The organism is Kutzneria sp. CA-103260 (assembly GCF_018263855.1).
In the GTDB taxonomy this organism is placed as follows: Bacteria; Actinomycetota; Actinomycetes; order Mycobacteriales; family Pseudonocardiaceae; genus Kutzneria.
The window spans coordinates 4250154-4274640 of record NZ_CP073318.1 but is presented as its reverse complement, the minus strand read 5'-3'; the positions used below and the strand labels follow the sequence as shown (position 1 = coordinate 4274640).

Genomic DNA, 24487 nt, shown 5'->3' with positions numbered 1-24487 from the left:
GAAGGAGCGCAGCGATGAAGTACCTGCTCATGATCTACGGCAACAAGGAGAAGTGGGACTCGCTGCCGGCCGAGCAGTGGCCCGAGGTGATCGCCCAGCAGGAGGCGTTCAACACCCGCTACCGGGAGACCGGCGAGCTGCTCGGCGCCTACGGCCTGGCCGACGCCGCCGAGGCCAAGCTGGTGCGCCGGGTCGGCGGGGCGGCCGTGGTCACCGACGGCCCGTACCTGGAGACCAAGGAGTACATGGCCAGCTTCTACCTGCTGGACGTGGCCGACGAGGCACGGGCCCGGGAGATCGCCGCCGACATGCCGATCGCCGACCAGGATCCGGTCGAGCTGTGGCCGGTGCCGCACGAGTCGGCGTGAGACGGTCGACGGGGGCTCGGGTTGCGAGTCCCCGTCGTCTCGTCACGGGCGGTCGGTGAGGTAGCCGCCCATCGTCTTGAAGTAGTCGTTCGCGGCCAGCTCCGCGCCGTCCGCGGTGCGCACCCGCTCGATCACCAGGCCGGGGAAGGTGCCGCGACGGGCGTCCGGGCCGGCGACGATCACCACGCCGTCGCCCTCACGGTAGAAGATCCGGCCCGGCGTGCCGCCGTAGTGGCCCTGGGAGACCGAGGCCTTCACGATGCGCAGCTCCTGGCCGCGGTGGTACGTGAAGGCGTTCGGGTACGGGTCGGACTGGGCCCGCACCAGTCGTTCGATGTACTCCGGCGTCCAGTTCCAGTCGATCAGGCTGTCCCGCTTGGCCCGCTTGTGGAAGAAGCTGGCCTTGGACCGGTCCTGCGGCTGCGGCGTGCAGCCCTGCTCGATCAGCTTGATCGCCTCGGCGGTGATCGGCGCGATCAGGTCCACGGTGCGGTGGAACAGGTCGGCCGAGGTGTCGGCCGGGCCGACCGGCACCGATCGCTGCAGCACGACGCCGCCCGCGTCCAGCTCGCCGTCCATCATGTGCGCGGTAACGCCGACCTCGGGCTCGTTGTTGAGCAGCGCCCAGATCACGGGGGAGAAGCCGGCGTAGGCCGGCAGCAGCGAGTCGTGGATGTTCAGCGTGCCGTGCCGGGGCAGGTCGAACACCTCCGGCGGCAGCCAGGTCCGCCAGTTGTTGGCCACGATCAGGTCCAGGTCGGCGGCCTGTAGCTCGGCCAGCAGCTCCGCGTCGTCCGGCCGTTCCCGCAGCAGCACCCGGATGCCGTGCTCCCGCGCCAGGTCGGCCACCGAGTCCGCCCAGATCCGCTCGTACGCGTGGTCGCTCTGGGGATGCGTCACCACCAGCGCGACCTCGTGGCCGGCGTCGATCAGGGCACGCAGGGTGCGGTGCCCCCAGGTCTGGTAGCCGAACATCGCGACGCGCATGCGCAGGTGCCTTCCGTTGGCTGACGAGTAGGTCAGCCTAGCCTAACTTAGGCGAGGCTGACCTACTCAAGCGCCCGGATGGCGGAGGCACGGCCGCTCAGACCTTCGCGGTTCGGCCCCCTTTTTCCTTTCGCCCCTTCAGTTCTTCGTCGCCGTGTAGTTCTTGAACAGCAGATAGGTGTCCAGGATGTCCGAGCTGGCGCTCTGCACCGACCGGTAGATGCCCCACTTCGGCCGCACGTAGTCGCCCTGGTCGGGGATGTTCACGCCGGTCATGTGCCCTTGCGCCGCGATCGGCGCGCTGCTGCCCGCGCCGCTGCGGATGATCGCGGTGCACGCGCCCTTGGTGCCCGGGGTCAGCGTCAGCGAGATGTTGATCCACTTGTCCCGCAGCGGCGCCAGGTCCGTCTTGGCGATCGCCGGCGAGCCGGAGTTGGAGTAGGCGCGGGCCTGGATGATCTCCGTGCTGCCGCTGCGGCTCAGGTCGATCGTCACCCACGGGCCGCCGTTGGTGGACGGCGTCTTGGTCTGGAAGATGTGGGTGAACTTGTCGGTGCCGTGCAGGGAAGACGGCATGTACATGTCGTAGGCGATGGTCCAGGTCTCGCCGTTCTTCATCTTCAGCGCGGTGCCGTTCTGCACCATGCCCTTCGACTCGGTGCGCTGGCGGTCGCCGCCGCCGGTGCTGTCCCGGTCGTCCTTCCAGATGTTGAACCGGTAGTGGTCGCCGCCCTCGACCACGACGTACTTGCGGTCCGGGTGCTTGCCAACCCGGTCGGCCTCGATGCCCTCGAACGCCTTCAGCCCGTCGGTGGCGGGGTTCGGGTGCCAGAGGGTGGTGGCCGCCGGGGTGGCGAAGGCCGAGCTGAGCGGGCGCAGCGCGATCGGCGCGGCGAGCGCCGTGACGGCCAGCGTGCGCAGCATGGTCCTGCGGGAATGCGCGTGCGGCAGGGATTCCGACATCGTCGGTGTGTCCTTCCTGGCGGCGAACGACAGGGGGTACACATCGGGCGGCGGGAGAACGACCCCGTTCGCGAGGCCAGAACATCCGATGTCTTGCGGCACCGACCTTAGAACTGACGCTTCCACGCTGTCAATGGAAACCATTTCATCCGAGGGATACGAAAATTTGCGGCGGTGCGCGCGGCGGGCCGCTAGCGTGCCGGCATGCAGCTGGGGATCGCGGTGTTCGGTGGTTGCGACGGCCTGACACCGGCCGAACTCGCCCGTGCGGTCGAGGAACGCGGCTTCGAGTCGCTCTGGTACGCCGAGCACACGCACATCCCCGTGGCCAGCCGGCGCGACGACAACCGCCCGGCCCGCGACTACGCCGCCACCTACGACCCTTTTGTCGCCCTTGCCGCGGCGGCGGCCGTGACCACCACGCTGCGCCTGGGCACGGCGGTGTGCCTGGTGCCGGAACGGGATCCGATCATCACGGCCAAGGAGGTCGCCAGCATCGACCGGATGTCCGGCGGCCTCTTCGAGTTCGGCGTCGGCGCCGGCTGGAACCGACTGGAGCTCGCCAATCACGGCACCGACGCGCGGCAGCGGATGGCCATGCTGGCCGATCGGGTCCAGGCGATGCGAGCGATCTGGACTGCCGATGAGGCCGAGCATCACGGTCCGCACGTCGACTTCGATCCGCTGTGGTCGTGGCCGAAGCCGGTGCAGCGGCCGCATCCGCCGGTGTTGGTCGGCGGCAACGGTCCCGGCGCGGAGGATCGAGTGCTCGCGTTCGGCGACGGCTGGCTGCCGCAGTGTGGACCGCTCGCTTCCGTGCGGGAATTGGCCGACCGGATCGCCGCCCTGCGTCAGCGGGCGGCTCGGCCGGTGCCGGTCACGCTGTTCGGCGCCATCCCCGACCCCGCGATGCTGCGGGCGTTCGCCGAGGCAGGCGTGGACCGCTGTCTGTTCACGTTCATGTCGGGCCCGGACGACGTCGACCGGCTCGACGGCTGGGCCGGTCTGCTCGACCGGCGGTGATCGCCAGAGGCGTGTCAGCCTGCTCAAGACTCCGGGCCAGCCGCACCTGCGATAATGGCCCGGTACGCATCGTATGGATCCGAAGGAACGTTATGGCCGGTGTCGGCGGCGGGTCGATGTCGCACAGCGAGGCCCTGGCCGGCGTGCTCGACGCCGACCGGGCGCTGCCCTCGCGGCGGCTCGCCGGCAGCGACGACCTCGGCTGGCGGTCCATGCTGGCCCGTAGCTACCACGATCCGTCGTACGCCGAAGAGTTCGAGACCGCCCCCACCGCGGCGCTGCTGGTCGTGGTCGCCACCGGGGGCAGCTACACCATCGAGGCTCGGTCCGGCTCGCGGTGGCACAGCGCGGCATACCGCCCCGGCTCCGCCGGCGTGACCGCTCCTCTGCGGTCGTCATCACTGCGCTGGCGGGCCGAGTCCCCCGAGCCGCTGCATTCCGTGCACATGTACCTGTATCCCGATCTCGTGGACGAGATCAGCCACGAGGTGGGCGGCGTGGGGACGGTTCGCCCGCACGAGCTGCCCGATTCCCTCACCGTCGACGACCCCTTCGTCACCGCCACCGGCTATGCCGTCTCCGGCGCCCTCGGGCAACGAGCCGCCGGCCTGTACGCCGACTCGCTGGCCCATGCCCTCACCGCTCACCTGCTGCACGTCGTGCACTCCCGGCCGGCGGTGGAGCCCCAGGCCATGCTCGGCCGCACCACCCTGCACTCCCTGCTCGGCTACCTCCGCGAGTGTCTGCACGAGGACATCACCCTCGACGACCTCGCCCTCCAGGCCAACATGAGCAAGTATCACCTGCTTCGGAGTTTCAGGCAGGCCACCGGCACCACCCCGCACCGCTACCTCGTCCGCCTCCGCCTCCGTCGCGCCGCCAGCCTCCTGCGGGGCAGCTCCCAGTCCGTGCAGCAGATCATGACCGCCTGCGGTTACCAGAGCGCCGCCCAGTTCTCCGCCGCCTTCCGCCGCGAATACGGCTGTTCCCCAAGCCACTACCGCCGCTCGGCCCACTAACCCAGCGAGTGCCGCCGCTCGGCCTGTTGGCCCGGCCAAGACCGCCTACTGCCGCTCGAACCTGGCAGGGAGGCCGGATCCCTCGCTTACGGCACCGGCGGAGTGCCGTGGGTGTGGAAGGACTCGATGGTCTTCAGTCCCCACGCCTGCCCCTTGGCCCGTTCGGCCTGGGTCCAGCTGATGGGGCGCCAGTCGGGGGCCAGGATCAGCCGGGTGAGCGGGTTGCACAGCTCGATCCGGTTGCCGCCGGGCTCGTAGACGTACAGGAAGAACGTCTGCTGGATGGCGTGCTTGTGCGGGCCGGTCTCGATGAACACGTCGTTGTCGAGGAAGATGTCGGCGCCGCGGAGAATGTCCTCGCGGGTGTCGGTGGCGAACGCGATGTGGTGCAGGCGGCCGGAACTGCCGGTCCAGTCGTTGGTGTAGACGAGATCGTAGGACTTGTTGCCGAAGTGGAGCCACGACGCGGCGACGGAACCGTCGTCCAGGACGATCTGCTCGGTGACCTCGCCGCCCAGCGCGTCGGCGACGAAGCCGCTGTTGGCGGGGACGTCGGCGGCCAGGAAGTTGACGTGGTCGAGCCGCCGGACGCCGATGCCCCGGCCGGGGTGGGCCTGCGGCTGGTTCTTCAGCGACGGCGCCAGGTGCGGCGGCGCCTCGAACCACGTGGTTTCCCAGTACAGCTGGATTTCGTGGCCATCGGGATCGGTGCACAAGTAGCTTGGGCCGATGCCGGCGCCGGCGGGCAGCCACCGGCCGTCGGGGATCGCAGTGGCCAGCCGGTCGAGGGCGCCCTGGCTGGAAGTCCGCAAGGCAGTGCGGCGGAGGCCGGAAGTGTCGCTGGCGGTGAGCACCAGGCTGTACTGCTCATAGTCGTCCCACGTGCGCAGGAACACCGAATCGCCGTCGCGGCCGTTCTCGGTGAGCCCCATGAGCTCGGTGAAGAACCACAGGCTGCGCTCGGGTTCCGGGGTGAGCAGCTCGACATGCCCGAGGTGCGCGACGTCGTGTCGGGGAGCCATGCGATCTCCTTGCTAGCGGGGGAAAACCGTGCCGTCGAACAGCGTGCGGGCGGTGCGCACGACGCCGCTGCGCCGCACCCGGCCGGCCGGGTCCAGCTCGACCTCCACTTGGAGGTGACCGGTGGGATGCTCGACGTCCACTCTGGACGAACCGCTGAACAGCTCATGGCCGACGCCCCCGTCCATCAGGAGCGCGGTGGCGACGCTGACCGCGCCGAGCACGCCGATGGACGTGTGCAGCCGCAGGGGAATGAAGGTTCGGGTGCAGATGGAGCCGCCATCGACCGGCGGCGCTACCAGCGTGGTCTTCGGCACCGACGTGGTGTCCCGAAGCCCCATCAAGGCGGCCGCCTGCATCCGCAGCCGCTGCACTCGATCCCGCAACGCGAGATCATCGGCCAGTTGGGAGACCGACTCATAGCCGGTGACGCCGAGATCCGCCGCCCGGGCAACCACCACCGGCATCCCGTTGTCCACACAGGTCACCGGCACGCCGTCGATCACGTCGACCAGGTTCCCAGTCGGCAGCAACCCGTTGGGTCCCTCGGTGTCATCGAAGTCCAGCACCACGCCGGGGGCGGTGCCGGGAACCCCGGAGATGGCGACCTCCCCGACCGGAAACCGCGCCGTGGCGACACTGTCCGAGTTGACCATCCGGATCCGCACCGGACGATCCGTCGGCACCAGCCCGCGCGCCACGGCGAACGGCCCGACACCGGCCAGGAGGTTGCCGCAGTTCTGCCGGTCGGAGACGGTCGCCTCCTCCACACCCAGCTGGAGGAACAGGTAGTCGACGTCCACGTTCGGCTCGGAACTCGGCGACACCACGGCGACTTTGCTGGTCAACGGCGTCGCGCCGCCGATTCCGTCGATCTGGCGCGGATCCCCGCTGCCCATGGTCCGGATCAGCAGATCGTCGCGCTCGGCCGGATCCGACGGCAGATCGGCGGCGAGGAAGTAGGCTCCCTTGGAGGTGCCGCCCCGTATCAGCATGCACGGAACACCAGCCATCATCGGATCCCGTACTCCGCGGCCGTCACGTATCGGACACCCAGCGCGGCCAGCTTGTCCCGCAGTCCGTACCGGTCCAAGCCGAGTTGCCCGGCCTGGAACGCCTCCCGCGTCGCTTGTTCCTTGTCGACCCGTGCCTTCGCCAGTTCGATCGCCCTCGGCACCTCGCCCCGGGGCACGCGGAGCACCCCGTCATCATCGGCCAGGATCACATCACCGGCCTGGATCGTCTGCGCCCCAACGACAATCGGCACGTTCACCGCACCCGCCGTCGACTTGACCGTACCCTGGGCGCTGACCGCCCTGGACCACACCGCAAACCCCATCGCGCGCAGCTCGGCGACGTCCCGCACGCCGGTGTCGATGACCAGACCGCGAACTCCCCGCGCCTGCAACGAAGTTGCCAGCAACTCGCCGAACAGGCCGTCCGTGCAGGGAGAAGCGGTGGTGACGACCAGCACGTCGCCGGCCTGGCACTGCTCGACCGCCGCGTGGATCATCAGGTTGTCCCCGGGCCAGCACAGCACCGTGACCGCCGAGCCGCCGATGCGGCGGCCCAGGTGCGTCGGCCGATGGTCCGGACCCAGGTAACCGATGCGCCCCAACGCCTCGTGCACTGTCGCCACGCCGTAGTCGGCCAACTGATCGATCGCGTCGAGCGGTGCCCGCGGGACGTCCGTCACCACCACCGTGTCCATGCCTACTCCGTCTCCTTGAGCGCCGTGATCACGCTGCGCAGATGCTCTCGGGCGGCCCACTCGGCGGCATCCGGGTTGTGCTGGGCGATCGCGTCGATGATCGCCAGGTGCTCCGGCAGTGACACATGGGTGCGCCCGTCCCGCATCGCCAGCCGGAACTGGTGCCGCACCAGCTGCCCGTGCAGACGTTCCAGCAGCTCGCCGGCCACCGGCTGGTCCGCGATCTCCCGCACCATCCGATGCAGCTCCCGGTTCAGCGCCGAGTACTTCATCGGCTCCCCGTCCGCGACCGCTGCCCGCATCTGTTCGCCGACCTGCACCAGCGCCTCGATCTGGTCGTCGGTGGCCTTCTCCGCCGCCTTCGCCGCGCACAGACCTTCCAGCACCATGCGGCATTCCGTGATCGCCACCGCCTCCGCGACGGTGACCACCCGAACCCGCGCACCCCGATTGGGGATCCGCTCGACCAGCCCTTCAGCCGTCAGGTCGATCAGCGCCGCTCGCACACTGGCCCTGGTCACCCTGAACGTCTCCGCCAGCTCCGCCTCGACCAGCCGCTGCCCCGGCACCACATCCCCGGCTATCAGCGCCGCCCGCAACGCCGCCATCGCGGCCTGCTTGCCGGCCTCTCCCTCGTGCGGCGCGACCTCGTTTGTCCGTGGCACGCCACCCTGGGGAGGCCCACTGGCTTCGTTGGTCCGCGGTGTCCCGATGCCGGCTTGCTCGCGGGCCTCGCCGGCACGTGGTGCAGCCTCGGCGGCCTGGCTGCCGGCCGCGCTCTTGTTCTTACGTCGCGCTGCTGCTCCGGTTCGCGTGCTGTCGTGCCCTGCTGCCGTTGCGGTTGCCTTGGCCGACTGCCGCGTGGTGGCCCCGGCCGTGCTCGAAGCCCGGCCTGACCGCCGTGGCGCTGCCGCCCGCCCCTCGGCCTCGTTCTTTCGCGGCGCGCTCGACATGGCGGCTCCCTTCCTGGGCATCGGACGCTAAGCATCTCACACAAGATTGTCAACAATCCTGTCGACAACTCTTGTGACGATCGCGTCCACGGAGCTACCGTTCTGGCCCATCGCCCCTGAGGAAGTGGGCACGCCCGCTGGTCCGGGGTCCCGCTCAGCCGCAAGCCAAGCGAAGCGCGGTGATGCGGCGGCTCCGGCCGAGAAAGCAGCCATGCCCGGCGTAGCGGGCCCACCCGCCGAGACGGGCCTGCTCAGCAACTCGGGAAACACAGACCGAGGGAGGGTTCATGTCCAGCAGCGCGCAAGTGTCGACGAGGGACCGTGCGGCCGTGCTGGCCAGGCTGGATCGGTTGCCGCGACGGACCGTGAGCTACGCGGCCACCGGCATTGTCGGCCTGGCGATGTTCGTGATCTTCTACTGCAACTTCGACATCAACGTCTCCTTTCTCCAGACCTGCGGCCAGATCGTCGACGGCTGCGCTCCCGTGAACGCGCAGTCCTGGCTGCCGCTGCCGGTCTGTGCCTACCTCGCCGGCTACGTGCTCGGCTGCCTGGTGGTAGCCCCGCTGTCCGATCGCCTCGGCCGACGGCCGGTGCTGGCGGCCTCGGTCGGCTTCGCGGCCCTGGGCTCGCTGATCGCCGCGGTTGCCGGTGACTACGCCACCTTCACGACCGGCCGGGCCGTCACCGGCATCGCCATGGGCGCGGTGCTCGCTGTCGGCAACACCTACATCGGCGAACTCGCCCCGCACGGGGCCCGGGCCCGCTACACCGCGACGACCTTCGTGTTGTGCACGCTCGGCGCGATGGTCGGCATCGGACTGGGGTTGATGCTCACCACGCAGGCGGCCCCGTTCCCCGAGGGCATGCCGGTCGCCTTCGGACTGGCCAACGGCTGGCGCTGGATCCACTGGGTGGCGGTTTTCCTGGGCGCGCTCGCCGTCGCGGCGACGTTACGACTGCCGGAATCACCGCGCTGGCTGGTCGAGCACGGCCGGATCGGTGACGCCGACGCCGTCATGACCAGACTGGAGGCGAGGGCCAAGGCGCCGTTGCCCGAGCCCGATCCGTCCACGGTGCCGCCACCGGTCGAGCATGCCCGGCACGCCTACCGCGAGCTGTTCGTCGACCCGCGCTACCGACGCCGTGCGCTGCTGCTGATCGCCATGTGGTTCACGGGTTATGCCACGGTCTTCTCCTATTCCACCGGTTCCACGGTTGTGCTCACCAGCTTGCACTTCACGCCGCCGGTCGCCGGCATGATCTCCGCCGCCGGCGGCGTCGGCTTTTTTGTGCAGGGCTTGTTCTCCGCCCGGTATTCAGAGGTGCTGGAACGTCGGTACTGGCTGCCGGTGGGCGCGGCGATGACCGTGCTCGGGGCCGTGATCATTGCCTTGCTCGGCACTGACATCGGTTGGGCGCTGGCGGGCTCCTTCCTGGTGTTCTTCGGCTTCAACGTATGGGTGCCGCCGACGTTCGCGCTGTCCGCGGAGAGCTTCCCGACCCGGATCCGGTCCGCCGGCTTCGGCCTGGTCGACGGCATCGGCGTGCTCGGCGGCGCGACCGGCGTGCTGGTCGTCGCCCCGCTGGTGCCGCTGCTCGCCCCGCTGCCGGCACTGCTGCTGGTGTCGAGCTTCCTGGTTGTCGCCGCGGTGTTGGCTCAGTTCACGCCTCGCACCCGTAATCGCGCACTGGAGGAGCTGTCCCCGTGATCATCGACTGCCACGGCCACTACACCACCGCGCCCGCCGCCCACACCACGTGGCGGGAACGCCAGCTCGCCCGCGACACGCAGACGTACCCGACCATCACCGACGACGAGATCCGCGAGTCCGTGCGGGAACAGTTGCGGCTCATGGACGAACGCGGCATCGACCTGACCATCTTCTCGCCACGCGCCTCCGCCATGGCCCACCACCTCGGCGACGAGTCGACCAGCGCCGCCTGGGCACGGGCGTGCAACGACCTGATCCACCGCGTCGTCACGCTCCACCCCGACCGGTTCGTCGGCGTGGGTCAGCTCCCACAGTCGCCGGGCGTGCCGATCGACCGGTCCATCGGCGAACTTCGGCGCTGCGTCGAGGAGTTGGGTTTTGTCGGCTGCAACCTGAACCCCGACCCGAGCGGCGGCCACTGGACCGCGTCGCCACTCACCGACCGTGGCTGGTACCCCTTCTACGAGGCGATGATCGAGCTGGACGTGCCGGCGATGGTGCACGTGTCCGCGTCCGTGAACCGGGCGTTCCACGCCACCGGCGCTCATTACCTCAACGCCGACACCACTGCTTTCATGCAGCTCGTGCAGGGCGACCTGTTCGCTGACCTGCCCGAGTTGCGGCTGGTGATCCCGCACGGCGGCGGCGCGGTCCCGTACCACTGGGGCCGCTACCGTGGGCTCGCCGACATGCTGGGCCGTCCGGACCCGGCCCACCATGTGCTGACCAACGTCTCCTTCGACACCTGCGTCTACCACCAGCCCGGCATCGACCTGCTGTTCCAGGTGATCGGCGCGGACGCCGTGCTGTTCGGCTCGGAGACGCTGGGCGCCGTCCGCGGCGTGGACAGCCGGACCGGCCACCACTTCGACGACACCCGTCGCTATGTGGACGCGGCACCACTGTCCGAAGTGGAGCGGGCCAAGGTTTACGAGCACAACGCCCTCCGTGTGTATCCGCGTCTGAAGGCCGTCACTGGTCGGCCATCGCGGCAGTGAGTGACTGGCGGGATGCGCGGCGGGCAGGCAGCAACGCCGCGAGGGGAGCGGCCAGAACGGCGGCGGCCAGCAGGACGCCCAGCCGGGGCCACGGCAGCGTGAACAGCACGGGCTCGGCGTCGGTGGAGGCGACGCGAGTGAGCAACCACGCGGACACCACGCCGACGAGCAGGCCGCACGCCGCGCCGAGCAGTGCGACGAACACCGATTCGGTCATGACGGTGGCCCCCAGACCGCCCCTGGTCAGGCCGAGTGCCCGCAGCAGGGCGGACTCCCGGGTCCGTTCCAGCACCGACAGCGACAGCGTGTTGGCGATGCCGGCGAAGGCGATCACCACCGCCAGCGCGGTCAGCGCCCACAGCAGGTTGAGAGTGCCACGCAGCGGCGTGGTCATCTGGTCCTTGATCTCGGCGGTGCTGTTCAGTTGTGCCAGCGGTTCCGCGGACAGCGCGTGTTCCAGTGACGGTCGCACCTGGTCGGCGTCCACGCCCGACGCCAGCTTGACCAGCAGGCTCTCGTCGTAGCCGGCGCCGCCGGCCAACGTGATGGCGGGCCGCTGCGCGAGATCGACCAGGGCCAGGCCGAGATCGACGCCGGGGGCGTTGACACTGTCGTAGACGGCGACCACATGCAGCGGCACCTTGGCGTCCACGGTGTCCCCGACGCTGAGCCCGGTCTCGGTGGCGAGTTGCTTGCTCACGGCGATCTCGCCCGGCCCGAGGTGGTCGAGCCGGCCGGACAGCACCACCGGGCGCACCAGGCTGCCGACGGCGTCGCCGCTGATGGCGGTCATGCCGTAGGCGCCGTGCGAGCCGAGGACACCGGAGAACGACACTCGTTCCGCGGTGGCAGCCACTCCGGGCACGCGGGCGAGCGTGGCCGCCAGGTTGTCGGGCAACGGCCGGGTGGCAACGGCAGTCGTCACAGTGAAGTCCGCGGCCAGCTGTTGGTCGACGCCACGGCTCTGCCCGGCCTCGACCCCGGCCGCGACCGTCGTCACCAGCGTCACCACAGCCAGCCCAATGGTGAGCGTGGCGGCGCTCGCGGCGGTGCGCTTCGGGTTACGGTCGGCATTGAGCGCCGCCAACTTCGCGGGCTGTCCCAGCACCGGGGCGAACAGCCCGCTCAACGTGCGGACCACCGGGCCCACGAGCATCGGGCCGATCGCCAGCGCCGCCACGAGCAGTGCCACCATGGCGACGACGGCCAACGCCGCGCCGGTGTCCATATCGGTGGACAGTGACAGCACACCCGCCCCGACGCCCACTGCCAGCGCTGCCACGGCTGCTGCGGCGCGCACTATGCCGGCCCGGTCTGACTTGCCCTCGATCGGCGTGCGCAGCGCCTCCACCGGCGCAACCCGGGTTGCCGCCCGCGCCGGCACCGCCGCGGCCAGCGCTGTCACCAACACGCCGATCGCCACGGACTCGATGGCTGTCCTGACGGTGAGCGGCACGTGCACGCCAGCCGGATTCCCGACCTGCAACGCGGCGGCGACACCGAGTCCGGCGAACAGGCCCACCACGGAGGCGACGGCTCCCACCACAACGGCTTCGATCAGCACGCTGACGAACACCTGCGACCGGCCGGCCCCGACGCACCGCAGCAGCGCCAACTCGCGGGCCCGTTGCGTGACCAGGATGGTGAACGAGTTCACGATCACCAGGCCGGCAACCACCATGGCCAGCGTGGCGAACGCCGTGAAGAACTTGGTCAGGCGGGCCGAGTCCGAGGCGGCGTTGCTCAGTAGTTCAGCGGCGGCTTGATCGCCGGTCGCCACCTCAACGCCACGGATGGTTTGCGCGATGGTGTCGCCGAGCTGCCGGGCGTCCACACCGGGCGCCGCGCGGACCACGATCTCGCCGTATCCCTGCCGCGGCGCGAGTTGGCGAACCGCGTCCGCCATGAGCACCAGTTGCGGGGCGCCGATGCCGGCATCGGTCGGTCGGCTGAAGGTGCCGACCACGGCGTACTGGTGCTGCTTGCCGTCCTGGTCGAACACGGTCACCCGCTGGCCGGGCGAGTAGCCGACCTCGGTCGCCGTCGCGACCTCGTCAGCCTTGTCGGGCAGCCGCCCAGCGGCGACGTCGAACGGCCGCAGCTGTTCGTCCGCGGGCAGCGCCATCGCGCCCGCGTCCCGCGCGTGGCCGTCCTTGAGCAACGGGGCACTGATCACCGTGCGCCCCTCGGCCGTGGCGACCCCCGGCAGCCGGCGGACCTGGCTCAGGACGGAGTCGTCCAGATCTCCGCGCCGCATGGTGATGTCCGCGTCCACGCCGCGCAGCTGGTACGCGACGGCCGCGCGCACGCCGGCGTGGACGGCGTCGGCGAGGATCAGCGACCCGGACACGAACGCCACGCCGAGCGCGATGGCGAGCGCGGACAACAGCAGCCGGGTCGGCCGCGCCTTCAGGCCGGCGAGAACGGTACGCAGCATCACGCCCCCAGGGTGGTCAGCGCGGACAGCACGGTGTCGGCGGTCGGCCGCTGGAGATGCGCGGCGATGCGGCCGTCCGCGAGTAGCACGCCGTGGTCGGTGTAGGAGGCGGCGACGGGATCGTGGGTCACCATCACGACGCTCTGCCCCAGTTCGCGCACGGATGTGCGCAGGAAGTCCAGCACCTCGGCGCCGGAGCGCGAGTCGAGATTGCCGGTCGGCTCGTCGGCGAACACCACGTCCGGCCGGCCCACCAGCGCCCGCGCGCACGCCACGCGCTGCTGCTGGCCGCCCGACAGCTCACCGGGCTTGTGTCCCAGCCGCGCGCGTAATCCCAGCGCGTCGACCACGGTGTCGAACCACTGTCGGTCCGGTCGCCGACCCGCGAGACGCAGTCCCAGGAGGATGTTCTCCTCGGCGGTCAGCGTCGGCAGCAGGTTGAACGACTGGAACACGAAACCCACATGGTCGCGGCGCAGCCGGGTCAAGGCGGCGTCGGACAGACCTGTCACCTCGTGCCGGCCGATCCGCACCCGGCCGGCGTCCACGGTGTCCAGACCGGCCAGGCAGTGCATGAGCGTGGACTTGCCGGAGCCGGACGGGCCCATGATCGCGGTGAACCGGCGGGCCGGGAAACCGACGGACACGTGGTCGAGCGCGCGTACGGCGGTCTCGCCGCGGCCGTACACCTTCACCACATCGGTCACCTCGGCCGCCATGGGACTGTCCACTGTGCTCTCCTCGCTCGTCGCGCTGTCCCGGCGATCGTGCCGGGTCGAGGCTGAACGGCCGCTGAAGCAACCTGAAGTTCGCTTCAGGGTCTGTCCGGAGCATCTGGGAGGATCGAGGCATGCGAGTACTCGTCGTGGAGGATGAGAGGCGGCTGGCCGAGTCGCTCCAGTGGGGACTGGAGGCGGAGGGCTATGCCGTCGATCTCGCGCACGACGGCATGGAGGGGCTCGAGCTCGGGCAGCAACAGTGGTATCAGGCGATCGTGCTGGACATCATGCTGCCCCGGCTGAACGGGTACAAGGTGTGCCAGGCGCTGCGGGAGCTCGGCGTGACGACGCCGATTCTCATGCTCACGGCCAAGAACGGCGAGTACGACGAGGCCGAGGCGCTCGACACCGGCGCCGACGACTTCCTCAGCAAGCCGTTCTCGTACGTCGTGCTCAAGGCCCGGCTGCGGGCCCTGACCCGGCGCGGCCGGGCCGGCGCCTCGGCCGTGCTGTCGTTCGGCGACCTGGCGCTGGATCCAGCCAAGCGCGTGGTCCGGCGCGCGGGCCAGCCGGTGACGCTGACCTCGAAGGAGTTCGCCGTGCTGGAATGCCTGCTGCGCCACGGCGGACAAGTGGTCGCCAAGCACGAGATCCTGGAGCAGGTGTGGGACATGGCCTACCGCGGCGACCCGAACATCGTGGAGGTGTACGTGAGCGCGTTGCGGCGCAAGCTCGACGCCCCGTTCGGGCGGCGCACCATCACGACCGTGCGGGGCATCGGCTACCGGTTGGTGGACGATGAGTAGATGGTGGCCGGCTTCGGTCCGGCGCAGCACGACCCTGGCCACCTTCCTGGTGTGCGGGCTCATCTTCACGCTCGGCTGGCTGGGCATCCGGTCGTTCGTGGACCAGCGGCTGTCCAATGACGACACCAACGCGGCCAGTGGACAGCTGGACCAGCTGGTGTTGGCCTACCGGCATGGTCTGCCCGGTGGCGACAAGTCGGTCGGGTTGAGCGGCGACGCGATGTACGTCGTGGTCGACGGCGCCGGGCAGGCGATCGTGACCAGTGACAGCATCACCCATCTGCATCCACAGTGGACACCACCGCCGCCCGCCCCCGCTGCGGCGCCGGCGGAGTGGCGCACGACCGTCGACGTGACACTGTGCTCGGCCGAGCATCCACAGTGGCGGGAGTTCCGCACCTACAGTGTGCTGGGGCGGGTTGTCAACGACACAAGGGGAAATCGGCTCACGGTGTACCTGTTCGTGCTGCCGTGGAACACGGTGAGCACCCTGCGGCTGTTCGATGACACGATGGCGTTCTTCGTTCCGCTGGCGGTGCTGATCGCCGCCCTCGTGGCGTGGTTCGCCCTGCAGCGGACGCTGCGTTCGGTGGAGGCGATCCGGCGGGAGTTGTCGGGGGTCAGCGGCAGTCGGCTCGACCGGCGAGTGCCGGTGCCGCCGTCCCGGGACGAGATCGCCCGGCTCGCCTCGACCACGAACGACACGCTCGACCGACTCCAGCGGGCGCACGAGCAGCAGGAACGCTTCGTCGCCGATGCCAGCCACGAGTTGCGCAGCCCGCTCGCCAGCCTCCGCACCGGGCTGGAGGTGGCGCTGGCGCACCCCAACCGCGCCGACTGGCCGTCCGTCGCCGAACGCTCGCTGCTCGACGTGCAACGGCTTCAGCGGATCACTGCCGATCTGCTGCAACTGGCCGTTGAGGACGCTTCCCCGCCGGCCGAACTTGTTGACCTGGCTGACGTGGTCGCGGAGCAGGTCGCCGAGCGGTCGATGGGCGCCGGCCCGGTCGTGCGGTCCGTTGTGGACGGGCCGGCGCTGGTTCACGGCGAGCTCGTGCAGTTGGAGCGGATGCTGCGCAACCTGCTCGACAACGCCGTGCGGCATGCCGCGTCGACTGTCACGGTGCGGTTGTCCGTCGGCAGTGAAGTGGTGATGGAGGTGGTGGATGACGGTCCCGGTGTTCCCGTTGGTGATCGGGAACGCGTGTTCGACCGGTTTGTGCGAATGGACGACGCACGGGCCCGCGATGCCGGCGGTTCCGGGCTGGGGCTGACGCTGGCCCGGGACATCGCGGTCCGGCACGGCGGCTCGCTCCGTGTCGAGGACAGTGATGCCGGAGCCAGGTTCGTGGCGCGCTTGCCGGGTGCAAGAGCCTCGCCAGGGTTACCGTGAGCGGGTGGCGAGCCCGGTCGAACTGGACGTCGACGGCTACCCGGTGCGGATCTCCAACCCGGATCGGGTCTACTTCGCCGCCCGTGGCGAGACCAAACTCGACCTGGTCCGGTACTACCTGGCCGTCGGACCCGGCATCGTGCGGGCGCTGCGCGAGCGGCCGTGCATGATGCACCGGTTTCCGACCGGGACCAGCGGCGAGAAGGTGCACCAGAAGCGGGTGCCGGCCGGTGCGCCGCCCTGGTTGGAGACCGTGCGCGTGCACTTCCCCCGGTACAAGCGGTACGCCGACGAGCTGTGCGTCACCAAGCTCGCCGACGTGATCTGGTCCGTGCAGATGTCGACCGTTGAGTTCCACCCGTGGAACTCGCGTCGGGCCGACACCGAGCGCCCCGACGAGTGGCGCATCGACCTCGACCCGATGCCGGAGTGCGGCTTCGACACCGTGCGGCTGGTCGCCGGGGTGGTGCGGGAGCTGCTCGACGAGCTCGGCATCATCGGCTACCCCAAGACTTCCGGCGGCCGAGGTCTGCATGTCTACGTGCGGATCCGGCCTGACTGGGAGTTCGGCCAGGTCCGTCGGGCCGCGCTGGCGTTCGCCCGTGAGGTCGAGCGGCGGGCACCGGATGTCGTCACCACCACGTGGTGGCGGCGGGATCGGGATCCACGCACGCTTTTTGTCGACTACAACCAGAACGGCCGAGACCACACCATCGCCAGCGCCTACTCCGTTCGCGGCGTGCCCGAGGCCACCGTGTCCACGCCGATCCGGTGGGACGAACTCGCTGACGTCGAGCCACGGGACTTCACCATCGCGACCGTGCCGCCGCGGTTCGCGGAGCTCGGCGACCTGCACGACGGCATCGACGACGTCGCGCATTCGCTGGAGCGGCTGCTCGAGTGGGCGGACCGGGACGAGCGGGCCGGAGCGGAAGACCCGCCCGAGTAAGCGGGAGGAGGGCGAGAACTGCGGCGGATCGCGCTGCCTGGGGTTGGGGAGGAGAACCGGACAACGGTCAGCAGGTGCTGGAGTTGCAGGGGCGGTGGCTGAGGGCGTCGAAGAACACGGCGCGGAAGGTGGCGGCGTCCAGGGCCTGGTAGGCCTTGCCGCCGGTGACGGTCGCGATCTGGTTCAGGACGGTCATGTCGGCGTCTGGGCCGAGGCCGATGCCGATGATCTCGACGGGGTGGGTGGGGTCGACCTCGGAGCGCAGACGAGTCAGGAGGGTGGTGAGGTCGAGGCCGCCGGAGCGGTCGTTGCGACCGTCGGTGATGAGGACCTCGGCGTTGACCTTGGTCGGGTCGAAGCCGGTCTTGAGGGCTTCGAAGCCGGCGAGGGCGGTGTCGTAGAGGGCGGTGCTGCCACCGACGCGGCCGGGCAGGGTGGCGCCGGCCCGCTGGAGCGCCAGCCGTTGGGGGACACCGTTGTCGAGGCCGCCGAGGGGCCCGAGCGGCACGAGTTCGGTGGTGGTGAGGGAGAACGCCCACAGGCCGACGGAGGTGGTGTCGGGCATCAGCGACAGACCGGCCAGCGCGCCGTCGCGGGCGACGTCGACGCGGGTCTGGCCGCCGGGCATGGGCTCGTTCATGGAGCCGGAGGTGTCGATCACGGCCAGGGTGCGGCCGTCGAGATGCACGACGTTCCACGCCCGCATGACGGTGGTGACCTGGTCGGCGGTGGGGGCGGGAATGAGCGACGGGGTCTGGGAGCGGACACCGTCCTTGCCGCCCCAGGAGGCGGAGGCGACGGCGTTCGGATCGCGGAAGCCGGCGGCGCTGAGGATGCCCATGGACCGGGCGGAGTGGAGCTCGGTCTCGAAGGCGGCCGCCGCGGCGTTGGTGCCGGCCGGCTCGTTGGCCGTTTGCACGCGGACGACGGGGTAGTCGAACAGGACGCTGCCCTCGGCCGGGTAGACGGCGACGGCCTTGGCGTCGGCGGAGGCGGCGGCGTTGTAGGAGACGACCGACTGCTCGGTGGTAGTGAAGAGCGTGTCGGGATGTTGTTGCTGGGCGGCGAAAGCGGCGGCCGTGCTGTCCACAGTGGAGTTTCTGAGCTTGAGTAGGACGGCGATGAGCTGCGGGGGCGGGGTACCGGTGGAGGCGGGGGCGAGGCGCTGCGCGAGGGCGAGGGTGGCGATGCCCTCCGTGTTGCTGAGGGGATCGGCGATGGTGACGTTGCCGGCGACCAGCTGCTGCCAGCTGCGGATCTTGGGCGCCTGCTGTGGGGACGCGGCGATGACCAGCGGTGAGGAGGCGATCGAGGGGTGCTCGGTCAGGCGCGGGGTGGGGCCGCTGACCTTGGCCTCCAGCTGCGAGGCGGTGGGGACCCACAGTGCCGAGTCGGGGATCCACAGCGCGGGCGGGTCGATGGGGTTCACCGGCAGGTCCTGCACGACCTGGGCCGCCGGCTCGGCGGCGACGTCCACGGTGGCGCAGGGTCCGCCGACGCTGACCGAGTCGTGGTTGAAGGCGGCGGCGATGTCCTGGACCGGGGCGAGCATGGCCGGCGTGACCGCGACCCGGAGGGGGATCGTGTCGCCGTGGCAGTGCGGGGAGGCCAGGGCGTTCGCGACCACCACGCCGGTGACGGCGAGGGCGGCGACCAGGACCGGGAGGAGGAAGGGACGCAGCGGGTGCTGCGGGGAACGCGAGTGCTGATGGGCCGCCATGTGCCTCTCCCGATCCGTGCCAGGACGTGGGTCGCCACACTCTGGTACGCGGGGGAGCCATGACGGGTTCAACCGAGGATTGCTCCCCGCCGCGATTACCGTCGCGTCAACCGTTTCGGAGTCCGGGGAGAATCCGCTGAGCACCGTCCAAGCGGGACATCTCCGGGCAAACTTCGCGACGCGACGAGTGTGAACGGGCGGGAGCGGATGCTCAGGCGTGGAAGGCGGCCACCAGCTTGTCGGTCAGGCGGTCCAGGTAGTCGGGGCCGGGGTCGGTGTTGATAGCGGTGAGGCGCCAGTACAGGGGGCCGGCGAGGAAGTCGAGGCAGAGGTCGACGTCGGTGTCGGCGGGGAGCTCGCCCCGGGCGATGGCGCGTTCGACGAGGGCGCCGGCCTTGGCGCGGCGGGGGTCGCGGACGGTGGACAGGAGGGCGTCGGCGAGCTCGGGGTTGCGGTGGGCCTCGGCGAGCAGGTCGGGGACGATCGGTCGGGCCAGGGGGTGGGAGAGGGCGTCGCGGGCGTTGGCGAGGAACTGGCGGATGTCGCCGCGTAGGGAGCCGGTGTCGGGGGCCTCGACGGCGGCGACGGCGACGGACGAGATGAGTTCGATGGCCATGCGCTGCTTGGAGGGCCAGCGCCGGTAGATGGCGGCCTTGCCGACGCCGGCCCGCTTGGCGACGGAGTCGACGGACAGCCGGCCGTAACCGGTCACGGCCAGCTCCTCGAAGAAGGCGGCGCCGATGGCGTCGGTGACGTCGTCGTGCAGAGCCTTGCCCACGGTCATGCTCGACAAGCTATCACGGAACGGAACGGTTGCGTCTCGTTGGATCAGCGCGCTAGGGTGATGGAACGAGTCCGTTCCGTTCCGCTGGAAAGGTGAGGTCAGGGGCATGAAGTTTCTGTTTGAGGACGAGTCGTTCTCCTTCGAGACGCTGCGGGCGGCGGGGTTCGCCAACTACGGCGGGGCCGAGCTGGGCGAGGTGCTGGCCACCGTGCGGGGCATTCCCGATGCCGATGAGGCGGCCTGGCACCGGGAGTGGAAGGCGACGGCGGAGCGGGTGGAGGCGCTGGGTCGCGCGTCGCTGAAGGCGGGACACGAGGTGAGCGCCCGGGAGGCGTTGCTGCGGGCGTCGAACTACTTCCGCACTGCCGAGTTCTACCGGCGGGACGACCCCGAGAACGACCCGGAGGTCGTGGAGCTGTCGGCGCGGTCGCGGGACGCCTTCGTCACGGCGGCCGGGCTATTCGACTTCGGCTTCGAGGAAAGCGAGATCCCCTACGAGGGAACGACTCTGCCGGGCTATCTGTACACGGTGGACGACACGCCGCGGCCGACGGTCATCTACAACAACGGATATGACTCGACGCTGGACGAATCGTACTTCGCGATCGGCGCCGCGGCGTTGGCCCGCGGCTACAACGTGCTGGCCTTCGACGGGCCGGGCCAGGGGGCGGCGCTGCGCAAGCAGGGGCTGGTGTTCCGGCCCGACTGGGAGGCGGTCATCACGCCGGTGGTCGACTTCGCGCTGACCCGGCCGGAGATCGTGCCGGATCGCATCGCCCTGTTCGGCTACAGCCTCGGCGGCTACCTCGTCGCCCGCGCGGCGGCGTTCGACCACCGGCCGGCCGCGGTCATCCTCGACGACGGCATCTACGACTTCCATGCCGCCATGGAGAACTCGATGCCGCCGTTCGTGTCGGAGTGGATCAATCAGGGGCGCGACGACGTGGCGCTGCCGGTGGTGTCGCTGCTGATGACGGCCAGCACGCAGGCGCGGTGGGCCATGCGCAACGGGGTGTGGGCGATGGGCGTCGACTCGTACGCCGAGCTGGCACGGGAGTTTCGGCGCTACACCCTCGACGGCATCGCCGACCGGATCACGTCGGCGACGCTCGTGCTGGACGCCGAGAACGACCAGTTTTTCAAGGGGCAGCCGGAGCAGGTGGCCAAGGCGCTGACCAACGCCCAGGCCACGCTGGTCACGCTGCGGGAGGACGAGGGCGCGGGTGAGCACTGCCACATGGGCGCGATGTCCCGGTCCCACCAGGTGATCTTCGACTGGCTGGACGAGACGCTGGCGTGATCGGCGATCGGATGGCTTGAACCGGCGATGTGGTCAGCAGGCGGAGGGGCGCGATCGCTGATGTGGTCAGCGATCGCGCGGGCGGGGTCAGCAATCGCGTAGTTCGGGGCTCTGGTTGAGCAGCTGTCCGCGGGGCGAGACGAAGGCCTGGTGGCGCGGGCCGGCTACGGCGGAGGGGCGGAATGCGGCGACGCGGTGGCAGTTCTGGAAGGCGAGGGTGACGCCGAAGTGGCGTTCCAGGCCGGAGCGGATGGCGTCGGAGGCGAGGGCCCGGAGCAGTTGTCCCCGTTCGGCTTCGCTGGGCGGGGGCGTGGCGTGGTCGGCGAAGTCGGAGTCGGAGTCGCCGAGGTCGGCGACGACGCCGCTGATCACCTGCCAGGCGTAGGGCAGCGAGTCGCGGACGCAGGCGACGAACTCCTCGTCGGTGACCTCGCCACTGGCGGCGCGGGCGAGTAGGGCGGGGGACACGTCCAGGGACATGGGTTCGACCTCCGAAGGTGGGCTGCTACCGTTCTACTGAACATTGAAATCATTATCAACAGGGGTCACCCGAATGAAGATCGCCTTCGTCGGCAAGGGCGGCAGCGGCAAGACGACGCTGTCGGCGCTGTTCACCCGCCGGCTGGTCGCCGGCCGAGCACCGGTGCTGGCCATCGACGCCGACATCAACCAGCACCTCGCCGCCGCCCTTGGCGCGACCGACGAGCAGGTGCTCACGCTGCCCACACTCAGCGCCCATCTGCCGCTGATCAAGGACTGGCTGCGCGGCAGCAATCCCCGCATCGCGTCCGCGGCCAAGATGATCAAAACGACCCCGCCGGGGGAGGGCTCGCGGCTGCTGAAGGTGGTGGAGGACAACCCGATCTACGCCGCCTGCGTGCGGGAGGTCGACGGCGCGCGGCTGGCGCTGACCGGGCCGTTCACCGATGACGACCTGGGCGTCGCCTGCTACCACTCCAAGGTCGGGGCGGCCGAGTTGCTGCTCAACCACCTGGTCGACGGGCCCGGCGAGTACGTCGTGGTGGACATGACCGCCGGCGCCGACTCGTTCGCGTCGGGGCTGTTCACCCGGTTCGACCTGACCGCCCTGGTGTGCGAGCCGACCCTGCGCAGCGTCGGCGTCTACCGGCAGTATCTGGGCTACGCCAAGGACTTCGGCATCCGTGTCGCGGTGATCGGCAACAAGGTGTGCGACCAGGACGATCTGGACTTTCTGCGCGACGAGGTCGGCGACAACCTGCTGTGCTGGCTCGGCCGCTCGGGGCACGTCCGCTCCGCGGAGCGGGGCCGGGTGCTGCCGATCACCGAGCTGGAACCGGACAACCTCGCCGCCCTCGACTTGATTCGGGCCGAATTGGACGGCACGGTCCGGGATTGGGCGGCCTACCAGCGACAGGCCGTCGAGTTCCACCTGCGCAACGCCCGGGCGTGGGCCGGCGAAGACCTTGCCGCGCAGGTGGATCCGGACTTCGTGCCGTCGGCTGGGTGAGGGAGAACGGCGGCGACAAGGGGCCTGGTGGCGCGGAAACGAGGCGTGGCCGGGGACGTGAAGGTGACGTCACCTGGATGGGGGTGGTGCGGAACATAGGTTCCGGCGGTGGGGGCGGGCGTAGCGTTGGCGGCTGAGGGCTGGGAGAAGGAGCCGGGGATGGCTGCCTGGGCGGATCTGGTTCGGTTTGTCGACCGTGAGTACGACGTGACGCGGCGGGGAGCGGACGAGGTGCGGGTGCGGATCCACTACAGCGGCGAGGATGTGGACGACGACGAGCGGACGCAGATCGCGGTGGTGGCCCGGGAGCAGGTGGACGGGCAGGAGTGGGTGCAGATCGCGACGCCGTTCGCGCGGGTGGGGGAGGTGGACGTGCGGCAGGTGCTGGCGTCCGTCGGGGCCACGACGGTGGTGGGCGGAGTGGTGATCATGGGGGACTATCTGGTGCTCAGGCACTCGCTGCCGCTGCGGAACCTGGACCTCAACGAGTTCGTGGAGCCGTTGGAGCTGGTGGCGGGCTCGGCGGAGCTGCTGGAGGAGCAGTTCACGGGCGGTGACTACTACTGATGGGCTCCAGCAGCCGGTGCAGGCGAACAGCGTCGGCGAAGCTGGGAACCGAGGAGGAGCCGGTGGCGATGTCCTGGCGCAGCTCCCGGTAGGCATGCCCGACGTTGTAGGCGGGGGAGTCGGAGCGGCCGGGGAGCACGTGTTCGTAGCTGGCGGGAACGGGTAGCTCGGTGAGCGAGGAGTCCGAGCGGGCGCCGTGCAGCGTCACGGGAGTCATCCACAGGGCCCCGTGTGGAGCCTTGACGACGATGTCGCCCTCGGTTCCGTTGATCTCCCAGTGGAAGTTGGTGGCCCGGGTCCGGCCGCCCCGCATGTGCACGGCGCCGACGGCGCCGGAGGCGAGGGTGAAGGTGACGGCGATCTGGTCGGGGGAGGTCATGGTGGCGGGCTCGCCGGTCGCGGCATGGTGGACGGTGGGCCGACGGGTGGCGGTGCGGGCGGAGAGGTCGACGATGTCGCCGAGCACCATGGTCACGGCGTCGATGGTGTGCCCGAAGGGAATGGACAGCAGAGTGGCCCCGTTGGCGGCGTCGATGAGGTACTTGCTGTCGGTCTCGTAGGTGGCGCCCCAGGCCCCGCCGGTGCCGATCAGCGTCGTGGACAGCACGTCGCCGATGTAGCCGTCGGCGATGAGGTCGCGCAGGTAGCGAAGTGGCGGCGCGGATCGGGCCTGGAGGCCGACGGCGGTGCGGAGGTCGCCGGCCAGGTCGGTGAGCGAGGAAGCCCGGGTGAGGTCGGCGGCCAGCGGCCACTCGCACAGGACCATCTTCCCGGCTTCCAGCGCCGGGCGGACCAGCTCGTCGTGGTACGGCACCTTGACCGTCACGACGACGAGGTCCACGTCCGGATGCTGGGCGAGGTCGGCCGGGTCGGAGAAGACCAGCGGCACGCCGTACTTGGAGCCGGCGGCCTGGGCCGACTCGGGTGTGCTGGCGCTGAGCGCCCGCAGCTCGTAGCCCTCGATCGCTCGCAGCGCGGGCACGTGGGCCGCGGCCGCCCAGCCGCTGTGGGCGCTGAGCCCGACGATCCCGACCCCGAGTGCATTGTTCGATGTCACTCGAACATTATGGCACGTCGGCGCGGACCGTAGGATCTCCGACGTGACCGACACCGAGGTGCTGCGCAACGACAACCGCTACGAGTTGCGGGTGGACGGCCGGCTGGCCGGACTGGCGGCGTTCGTGGACCGGGACGGGCAGCGGATCTTCCACCACACCGAGATCAACCAGGCGCACCGGGGCGAGGGCCTGTCCACCGTGCTCATCGAGCAGGCGCTGGCCGACACGACGGCGGCGGGACTGCGGATCGTGCCGGTGTGCCCGGCGGTGAAGGCGTATCTGGACAAGCATGACGGGTTCGCCGACGTGGTCGACCCGGTGACGGACGAGACGATGGACTGGCTGCTGGCCAAGTTCGACAAGCGCTGAACAGGGACGCGCGCCGAGAAGTGGTGGCGCGACTCTGTCCGGTGCGGACCGATCTGGACACGCCTCCCGAAGCGCGCGGGCGGCGGTGACCGTTCGGCTGTGAATTGACTGTCCGGGAAGCCCGCGTTCGTCGTTCGGG

At 70.1% G+C, this 24487-nt stretch carries 24 protein-coding genes; 12 read left to right on the top strand and 12 right to left on the bottom strand.

The genetic code is table 11. The annotated features are described in order from the left end of the window. Positions 1–14 precede the first annotated feature (14 nt). On the top strand, positions 15–368 hold the full coding sequence (locus tag JJ691_RS18230; protein ID WP_211769943.1) for a YciI family protein: 354 nt from the start codon (positions 15–17) through the stop codon (positions 366–368). A 42-nt stretch (positions 369–410) separates the two neighbouring features. On the opposite strand, the gene JJ691_RS18225 is transcribed toward JJ691_RS18230, so the two are convergent. Together JJ691_RS18225 and JJ691_RS18220 are read right to left on the bottom strand one after the other, a co-directional pair. Then, on the bottom strand, positions 411–1355 hold the full coding sequence (locus JJ691_RS18225; protein WP_211769942.1) for a methionyl-tRNA formyltransferase: 945 nt from the start codon (positions 1353–1355) through the stop codon (positions 411–413). Positions 1356–1493: 138 nt separating this feature from the next. Beyond that, positions 1494–2318, bottom strand: a complete 825-nt coding sequence (locus JJ691_RS18220) for a hypothetical protein (RefSeq protein ID WP_211769941.1) — start codon at positions 2316–2318, stop codon at positions 1494–1496. 204 nt (positions 2319–2522) lie between these two features. Between JJ691_RS18220 and JJ691_RS18215 the strand changes: the two genes are divergently transcribed. Both JJ691_RS18215 and JJ691_RS18210 read left to right on the top strand, forming a co-directional pair. Beyond that, entirely contained in the window at positions 2523–3341 is an 819-nt protein-coding gene (locus tag JJ691_RS18215; protein ID WP_211769940.1) for an LLM class F420-dependent oxidoreductase, read from the top strand. Between the two features lie 92 nt (positions 3342–3433). After that, positions 3434–4360, top strand: a complete 927-nt coding sequence (locus JJ691_RS18210) for an AraC family transcriptional regulator (protein ID WP_211769939.1) — start codon at positions 3434–3436, stop codon at positions 4358–4360. Positions 4361–4446: 86 nt separating this feature from the next. Here the strand turns inward: JJ691_RS18210 and JJ691_RS18205 are convergent, their stop codons facing one another. From JJ691_RS18205 to JJ691_RS18190, 4 genes are read right to left on the bottom strand one after another with little or no spacing between them, the layout of a single operon-like run. Next, on the bottom strand, positions 4447–5382 hold the full coding sequence (locus JJ691_RS18205; RefSeq protein ID WP_211769938.1) for a VOC family protein: 936 nt from the start codon (positions 5380–5382) through the stop codon (positions 4447–4449). Positions 5383–5394: 12 nt separating this feature from the next. Beyond that, positions 5395–6375: a PrpF domain-containing protein gene (locus JJ691_RS18200; RefSeq protein ID WP_249228014.1), complete on the bottom strand. Its 981-nt coding sequence runs from the start codon at positions 6373–6375 to the stop codon at positions 5395–5397. A gap of 17 nt (positions 6376–6392) precedes the next feature. Next, on the bottom strand, positions 6393–7091 hold the full coding sequence (locus JJ691_RS18195) for a 4-carboxy-4-hydroxy-2-oxoadipate aldolase/oxaloacetate decarboxylase (protein ID WP_211769936.1): 699 nt from the start codon (positions 7089–7091) through the stop codon (positions 6393–6395). A gap of 2 nt (positions 7092–7093) precedes the next feature. Continuing rightward, a complete protein-coding gene (locus JJ691_RS18190; protein ID WP_249228013.1) occupies positions 7094–7756 on the bottom strand; it encodes a GntR family transcriptional regulator in 663 nt (220 codons plus the stop codon). 575 nt (positions 7757–8331) lie between these two features. On the opposite strand from JJ691_RS18190, the gene JJ691_RS18185 reads away from it, so the two are divergent. Together JJ691_RS18185 and JJ691_RS18180 are read left to right on the top strand one after the other, a co-directional pair. Next, entirely contained in the window at positions 8332–9756 is a 1425-nt protein-coding gene (locus JJ691_RS18185) for an MFS transporter (RefSeq protein ID WP_211769935.1), read from the top strand. Beyond that, the gene (locus tag JJ691_RS18180; protein WP_211769934.1) at positions 9753–10757 is read left to right on the top strand and encodes an amidohydrolase family protein; all 1005 of its coding nucleotides are present in this window, start codon (positions 9753–9755) and stop codon (positions 10755–10757) included. Before JJ691_RS18185 ends, JJ691_RS18180 begins: the two co-directional genes overlap by 4 nt. On the opposite strand, the gene JJ691_RS18175 is transcribed toward JJ691_RS18180, so the two are convergent. Both JJ691_RS18175 and JJ691_RS18170 read right to left on the bottom strand, forming a co-directional pair. Further along, positions 10732–13194: an FtsX-like permease family protein gene (locus JJ691_RS18175; protein WP_211771556.1), complete on the bottom strand. Its 2463-nt coding sequence runs from the start codon at positions 13192–13194 to the stop codon at positions 10732–10734. The genes JJ691_RS18180 and JJ691_RS18175 overlap by 26 nt on opposite strands. After that, positions 13194–13913 carry an ABC transporter ATP-binding protein gene (locus JJ691_RS18170; RefSeq protein ID WP_211771555.1) on the bottom strand — a complete coding sequence of 240 codons (720 nt, stop codon included), beginning with the start codon at positions 13911–13913 and terminating at the stop codon, positions 13194–13196. The genes JJ691_RS18175 and JJ691_RS18170 overlap by 1 nt, the downstream gene beginning before the upstream one ends. 131 nt (positions 13914–14044) lie before the next feature. On the opposite strand from JJ691_RS18170, the gene JJ691_RS18165 reads away from it, so the two are divergent. The 3 genes from JJ691_RS18165 to ligD are packed head-to-tail and all read left to right on the top strand — an operon-like array spanning position 14045 to position 17061. Further along, complete coding sequence (locus tag JJ691_RS18165) at positions 14045–14719, top strand: response regulator transcription factor (protein WP_211769933.1); 675 nt, start codon at positions 14045–14047, stop codon at positions 14717–14719. Continuing rightward, a complete protein-coding gene (locus JJ691_RS18160; protein ID WP_211769932.1) occupies positions 14712–16112 on the top strand; it encodes a sensor histidine kinase in 1401 nt (466 codons plus the stop codon). Before JJ691_RS18165 ends, JJ691_RS18160 begins: the two co-directional genes overlap by 8 nt. Before the next feature lie 4 nt (positions 16113–16116). Next, positions 16117–17061, top strand: coding sequence for a non-homologous end-joining DNA ligase (ligD, locus tag JJ691_RS18155; RefSeq protein ID WP_249228012.1), 945 nt, complete (start codon positions 16117–16119; stop codon positions 17059–17061). A 67-nt stretch (positions 17062–17128) separates the two neighbouring features. Here the strand turns inward: ligD and JJ691_RS18150 are convergent, their stop codons facing one another. After that, positions 17129–18781 (bottom strand): substrate-binding domain-containing protein, encoded by a 1653-nt coding sequence (locus JJ691_RS18150; protein ID WP_211769930.1) that lies wholly within the window; start codon positions 18779–18781, stop codon positions 17129–17131. Between the two features lie 211 nt (positions 18782–18992). Further along, the gene (locus tag JJ691_RS18145; RefSeq protein ID WP_211769929.1) at positions 18993–19565 is read right to left on the bottom strand and encodes a TetR/AcrR family transcriptional regulator; all 573 of its coding nucleotides are present in this window, start codon (positions 19563–19565) and stop codon (positions 18993–18995) included. A 106-nt stretch (positions 19566–19671) separates the two neighbouring features. Here JJ691_RS18145 and JJ691_RS18140 point away from each other — a divergent pair, with 106 nt between their 5' ends. Next, a complete protein-coding gene (locus JJ691_RS18140; RefSeq protein ID WP_211769928.1) occupies positions 19672–20865 on the top strand; it encodes an alpha/beta hydrolase family protein in 1194 nt (397 codons plus the stop codon). An 87-nt stretch (positions 20866–20952) separates the two neighbouring features. Here JJ691_RS18140 and JJ691_RS18135 read toward each other — a convergent pair whose 3' ends face one another. Then, positions 20953–21345 carry an SCO5389 family protein gene (locus JJ691_RS18135; RefSeq protein WP_211769927.1) on the bottom strand — a complete coding sequence of 131 codons (393 nt, stop codon included), beginning with the start codon at positions 21343–21345 and terminating at the stop codon, positions 20953–20955. A gap of 73 nt (positions 21346–21418) precedes the next feature. Here JJ691_RS18135 and JJ691_RS18130 point away from each other — a divergent pair, with 73 nt between their 5' ends. Together JJ691_RS18130 and JJ691_RS18125 are read left to right on the top strand one after the other, a co-directional pair. Next, positions 21419–22354, top strand: coding sequence for an ATP-binding protein (locus JJ691_RS18130; RefSeq protein ID WP_211769926.1), 936 nt, complete (start codon positions 21419–21421; stop codon positions 22352–22354). Positions 22355–22513: 159 nt separating this feature from the next. Further along, a complete protein-coding gene (locus JJ691_RS18125; RefSeq protein WP_211769925.1) occupies positions 22514–22921 on the top strand; it encodes a hypothetical protein in 408 nt (135 codons plus the stop codon). Here the strand turns inward: JJ691_RS18125 and JJ691_RS18120 are convergent. Further along, positions 22899–23978, bottom strand: coding sequence for a Gfo/Idh/MocA family protein (locus JJ691_RS18120; RefSeq protein ID WP_211769924.1), 1080 nt, complete (start codon positions 23976–23978; stop codon positions 22899–22901). The two genes, JJ691_RS18125 and JJ691_RS18120, sit on opposite strands and share 23 nt — an antisense overlap. A gap of 43 nt (positions 23979–24021) precedes the next feature. Between JJ691_RS18120 and JJ691_RS18115 the strand changes: the two genes are divergently transcribed. Next, positions 24022–24348 (top strand): GNAT family N-acetyltransferase, encoded by a 327-nt coding sequence (locus JJ691_RS18115; protein WP_211769923.1) that lies wholly within the window; start codon positions 24022–24024, stop codon positions 24346–24348. The last annotated feature ends 139 nt before the right edge of the window (positions 24349–24487 follow it).

Excerpts from the sequence above, each read along its gene's own strand:
- JJ691_RS18230 (WP_211769943.1), top strand. The coding sequence starts at position 15 with ATGAAGTACCTGCTCATGATCTACGGCAACAAGGAGAAGTGGGACTCG.
- JJ691_RS18225 (WP_211769942.1), bottom strand. The coding sequence starts at position 1,355 with ATGCGCGTCGCGATGTTCGGCTACCAGACCTGGGGGCACCGCACCCTG.
- JJ691_RS18220 (WP_211769941.1), bottom strand. The coding sequence starts at position 2,318 with ATGTCGGAATCCCTGCCGCACGCGCATTCCCGCAGGACCATGCTGCGC.
- JJ691_RS18215 (WP_211769940.1), top strand. The coding sequence starts at position 2,523 with ATGCAGCTGGGGATCGCGGTGTTCGGTGGTTGCGACGGCCTGACACCG.
- JJ691_RS18210 (WP_211769939.1), top strand. The coding sequence starts at position 3,434 with ATGGCCGGTGTCGGCGGCGGGTCGATGTCGCACAGCGAGGCCCTGGCC.
- JJ691_RS18205 (WP_211769938.1), bottom strand. The coding sequence starts at position 5,382 with ATGGCTCCCCGACACGACGTCGCGCACCTCGGGCATGTCGAGCTGCTC.
- JJ691_RS18200 (WP_249228014.1), bottom strand. The coding sequence starts at position 6,375 with ATGCTGATACGGGGCGGCACCTCCAAGGGAGCCTACTTCCTCGCCGCC.
- JJ691_RS18195 (WP_211769936.1), bottom strand. The coding sequence starts at position 7,091 with ATGGACACGGTGGTGGTGACGGACGTCCCGCGGGCACCGCTCGACGCG.
- JJ691_RS18185 (WP_211769935.1), top strand. The coding sequence starts at position 8,332 with ATGTCCAGCAGCGCGCAAGTGTCGACGAGGGACCGTGCGGCCGTGCTG.
- JJ691_RS18175 (WP_211771556.1), bottom strand. The coding sequence starts at position 13,194 with ATGCTGCGTACCGTTCTCGCCGGCCTGAAGGCGCGGCCGACCCGGCTG.
- JJ691_RS18170 (WP_211771555.1), bottom strand. The coding sequence starts at position 13,913 with ATGGCGGCCGAGGTGACCGATGTGGTGAAGGTGTACGGCCGCGGCGAG.
- JJ691_RS18165 (WP_211769933.1), top strand. The coding sequence starts at position 14,045 with ATGCGAGTACTCGTCGTGGAGGATGAGAGGCGGCTGGCCGAGTCGCTC.
- JJ691_RS18160 (WP_211769932.1), top strand. The coding sequence starts at position 14,712 with ATGAGTAGATGGTGGCCGGCTTCGGTCCGGCGCAGCACGACCCTGGCC.
- JJ691_RS18150 (WP_211769930.1), bottom strand. The coding sequence starts at position 18,781 with ATGGCGGCCCATCAGCACTCGCGTTCCCCGCAGCACCCGCTGCGTCCC.
- JJ691_RS18145 (WP_211769929.1), bottom strand. The coding sequence starts at position 19,565 with ATGACCGTGGGCAAGGCTCTGCACGACGACGTCACCGACGCCATCGGC.
- JJ691_RS18140 (WP_211769928.1), top strand. The coding sequence starts at position 19,672 with ATGAAGTTTCTGTTTGAGGACGAGTCGTTCTCCTTCGAGACGCTGCGG.
- JJ691_RS18135 (WP_211769927.1), bottom strand. The coding sequence starts at position 21,345 with ATGTCCCTGGACGTGTCCCCCGCCCTACTCGCCCGCGCCGCCAGTGGC.
- JJ691_RS18130 (WP_211769926.1), top strand. The coding sequence starts at position 21,419 with ATGAAGATCGCCTTCGTCGGCAAGGGCGGCAGCGGCAAGACGACGCTG.
- JJ691_RS18125 (WP_211769925.1), top strand. The coding sequence starts at position 22,514 with ATGGCTGCCTGGGCGGATCTGGTTCGGTTTGTCGACCGTGAGTACGAC.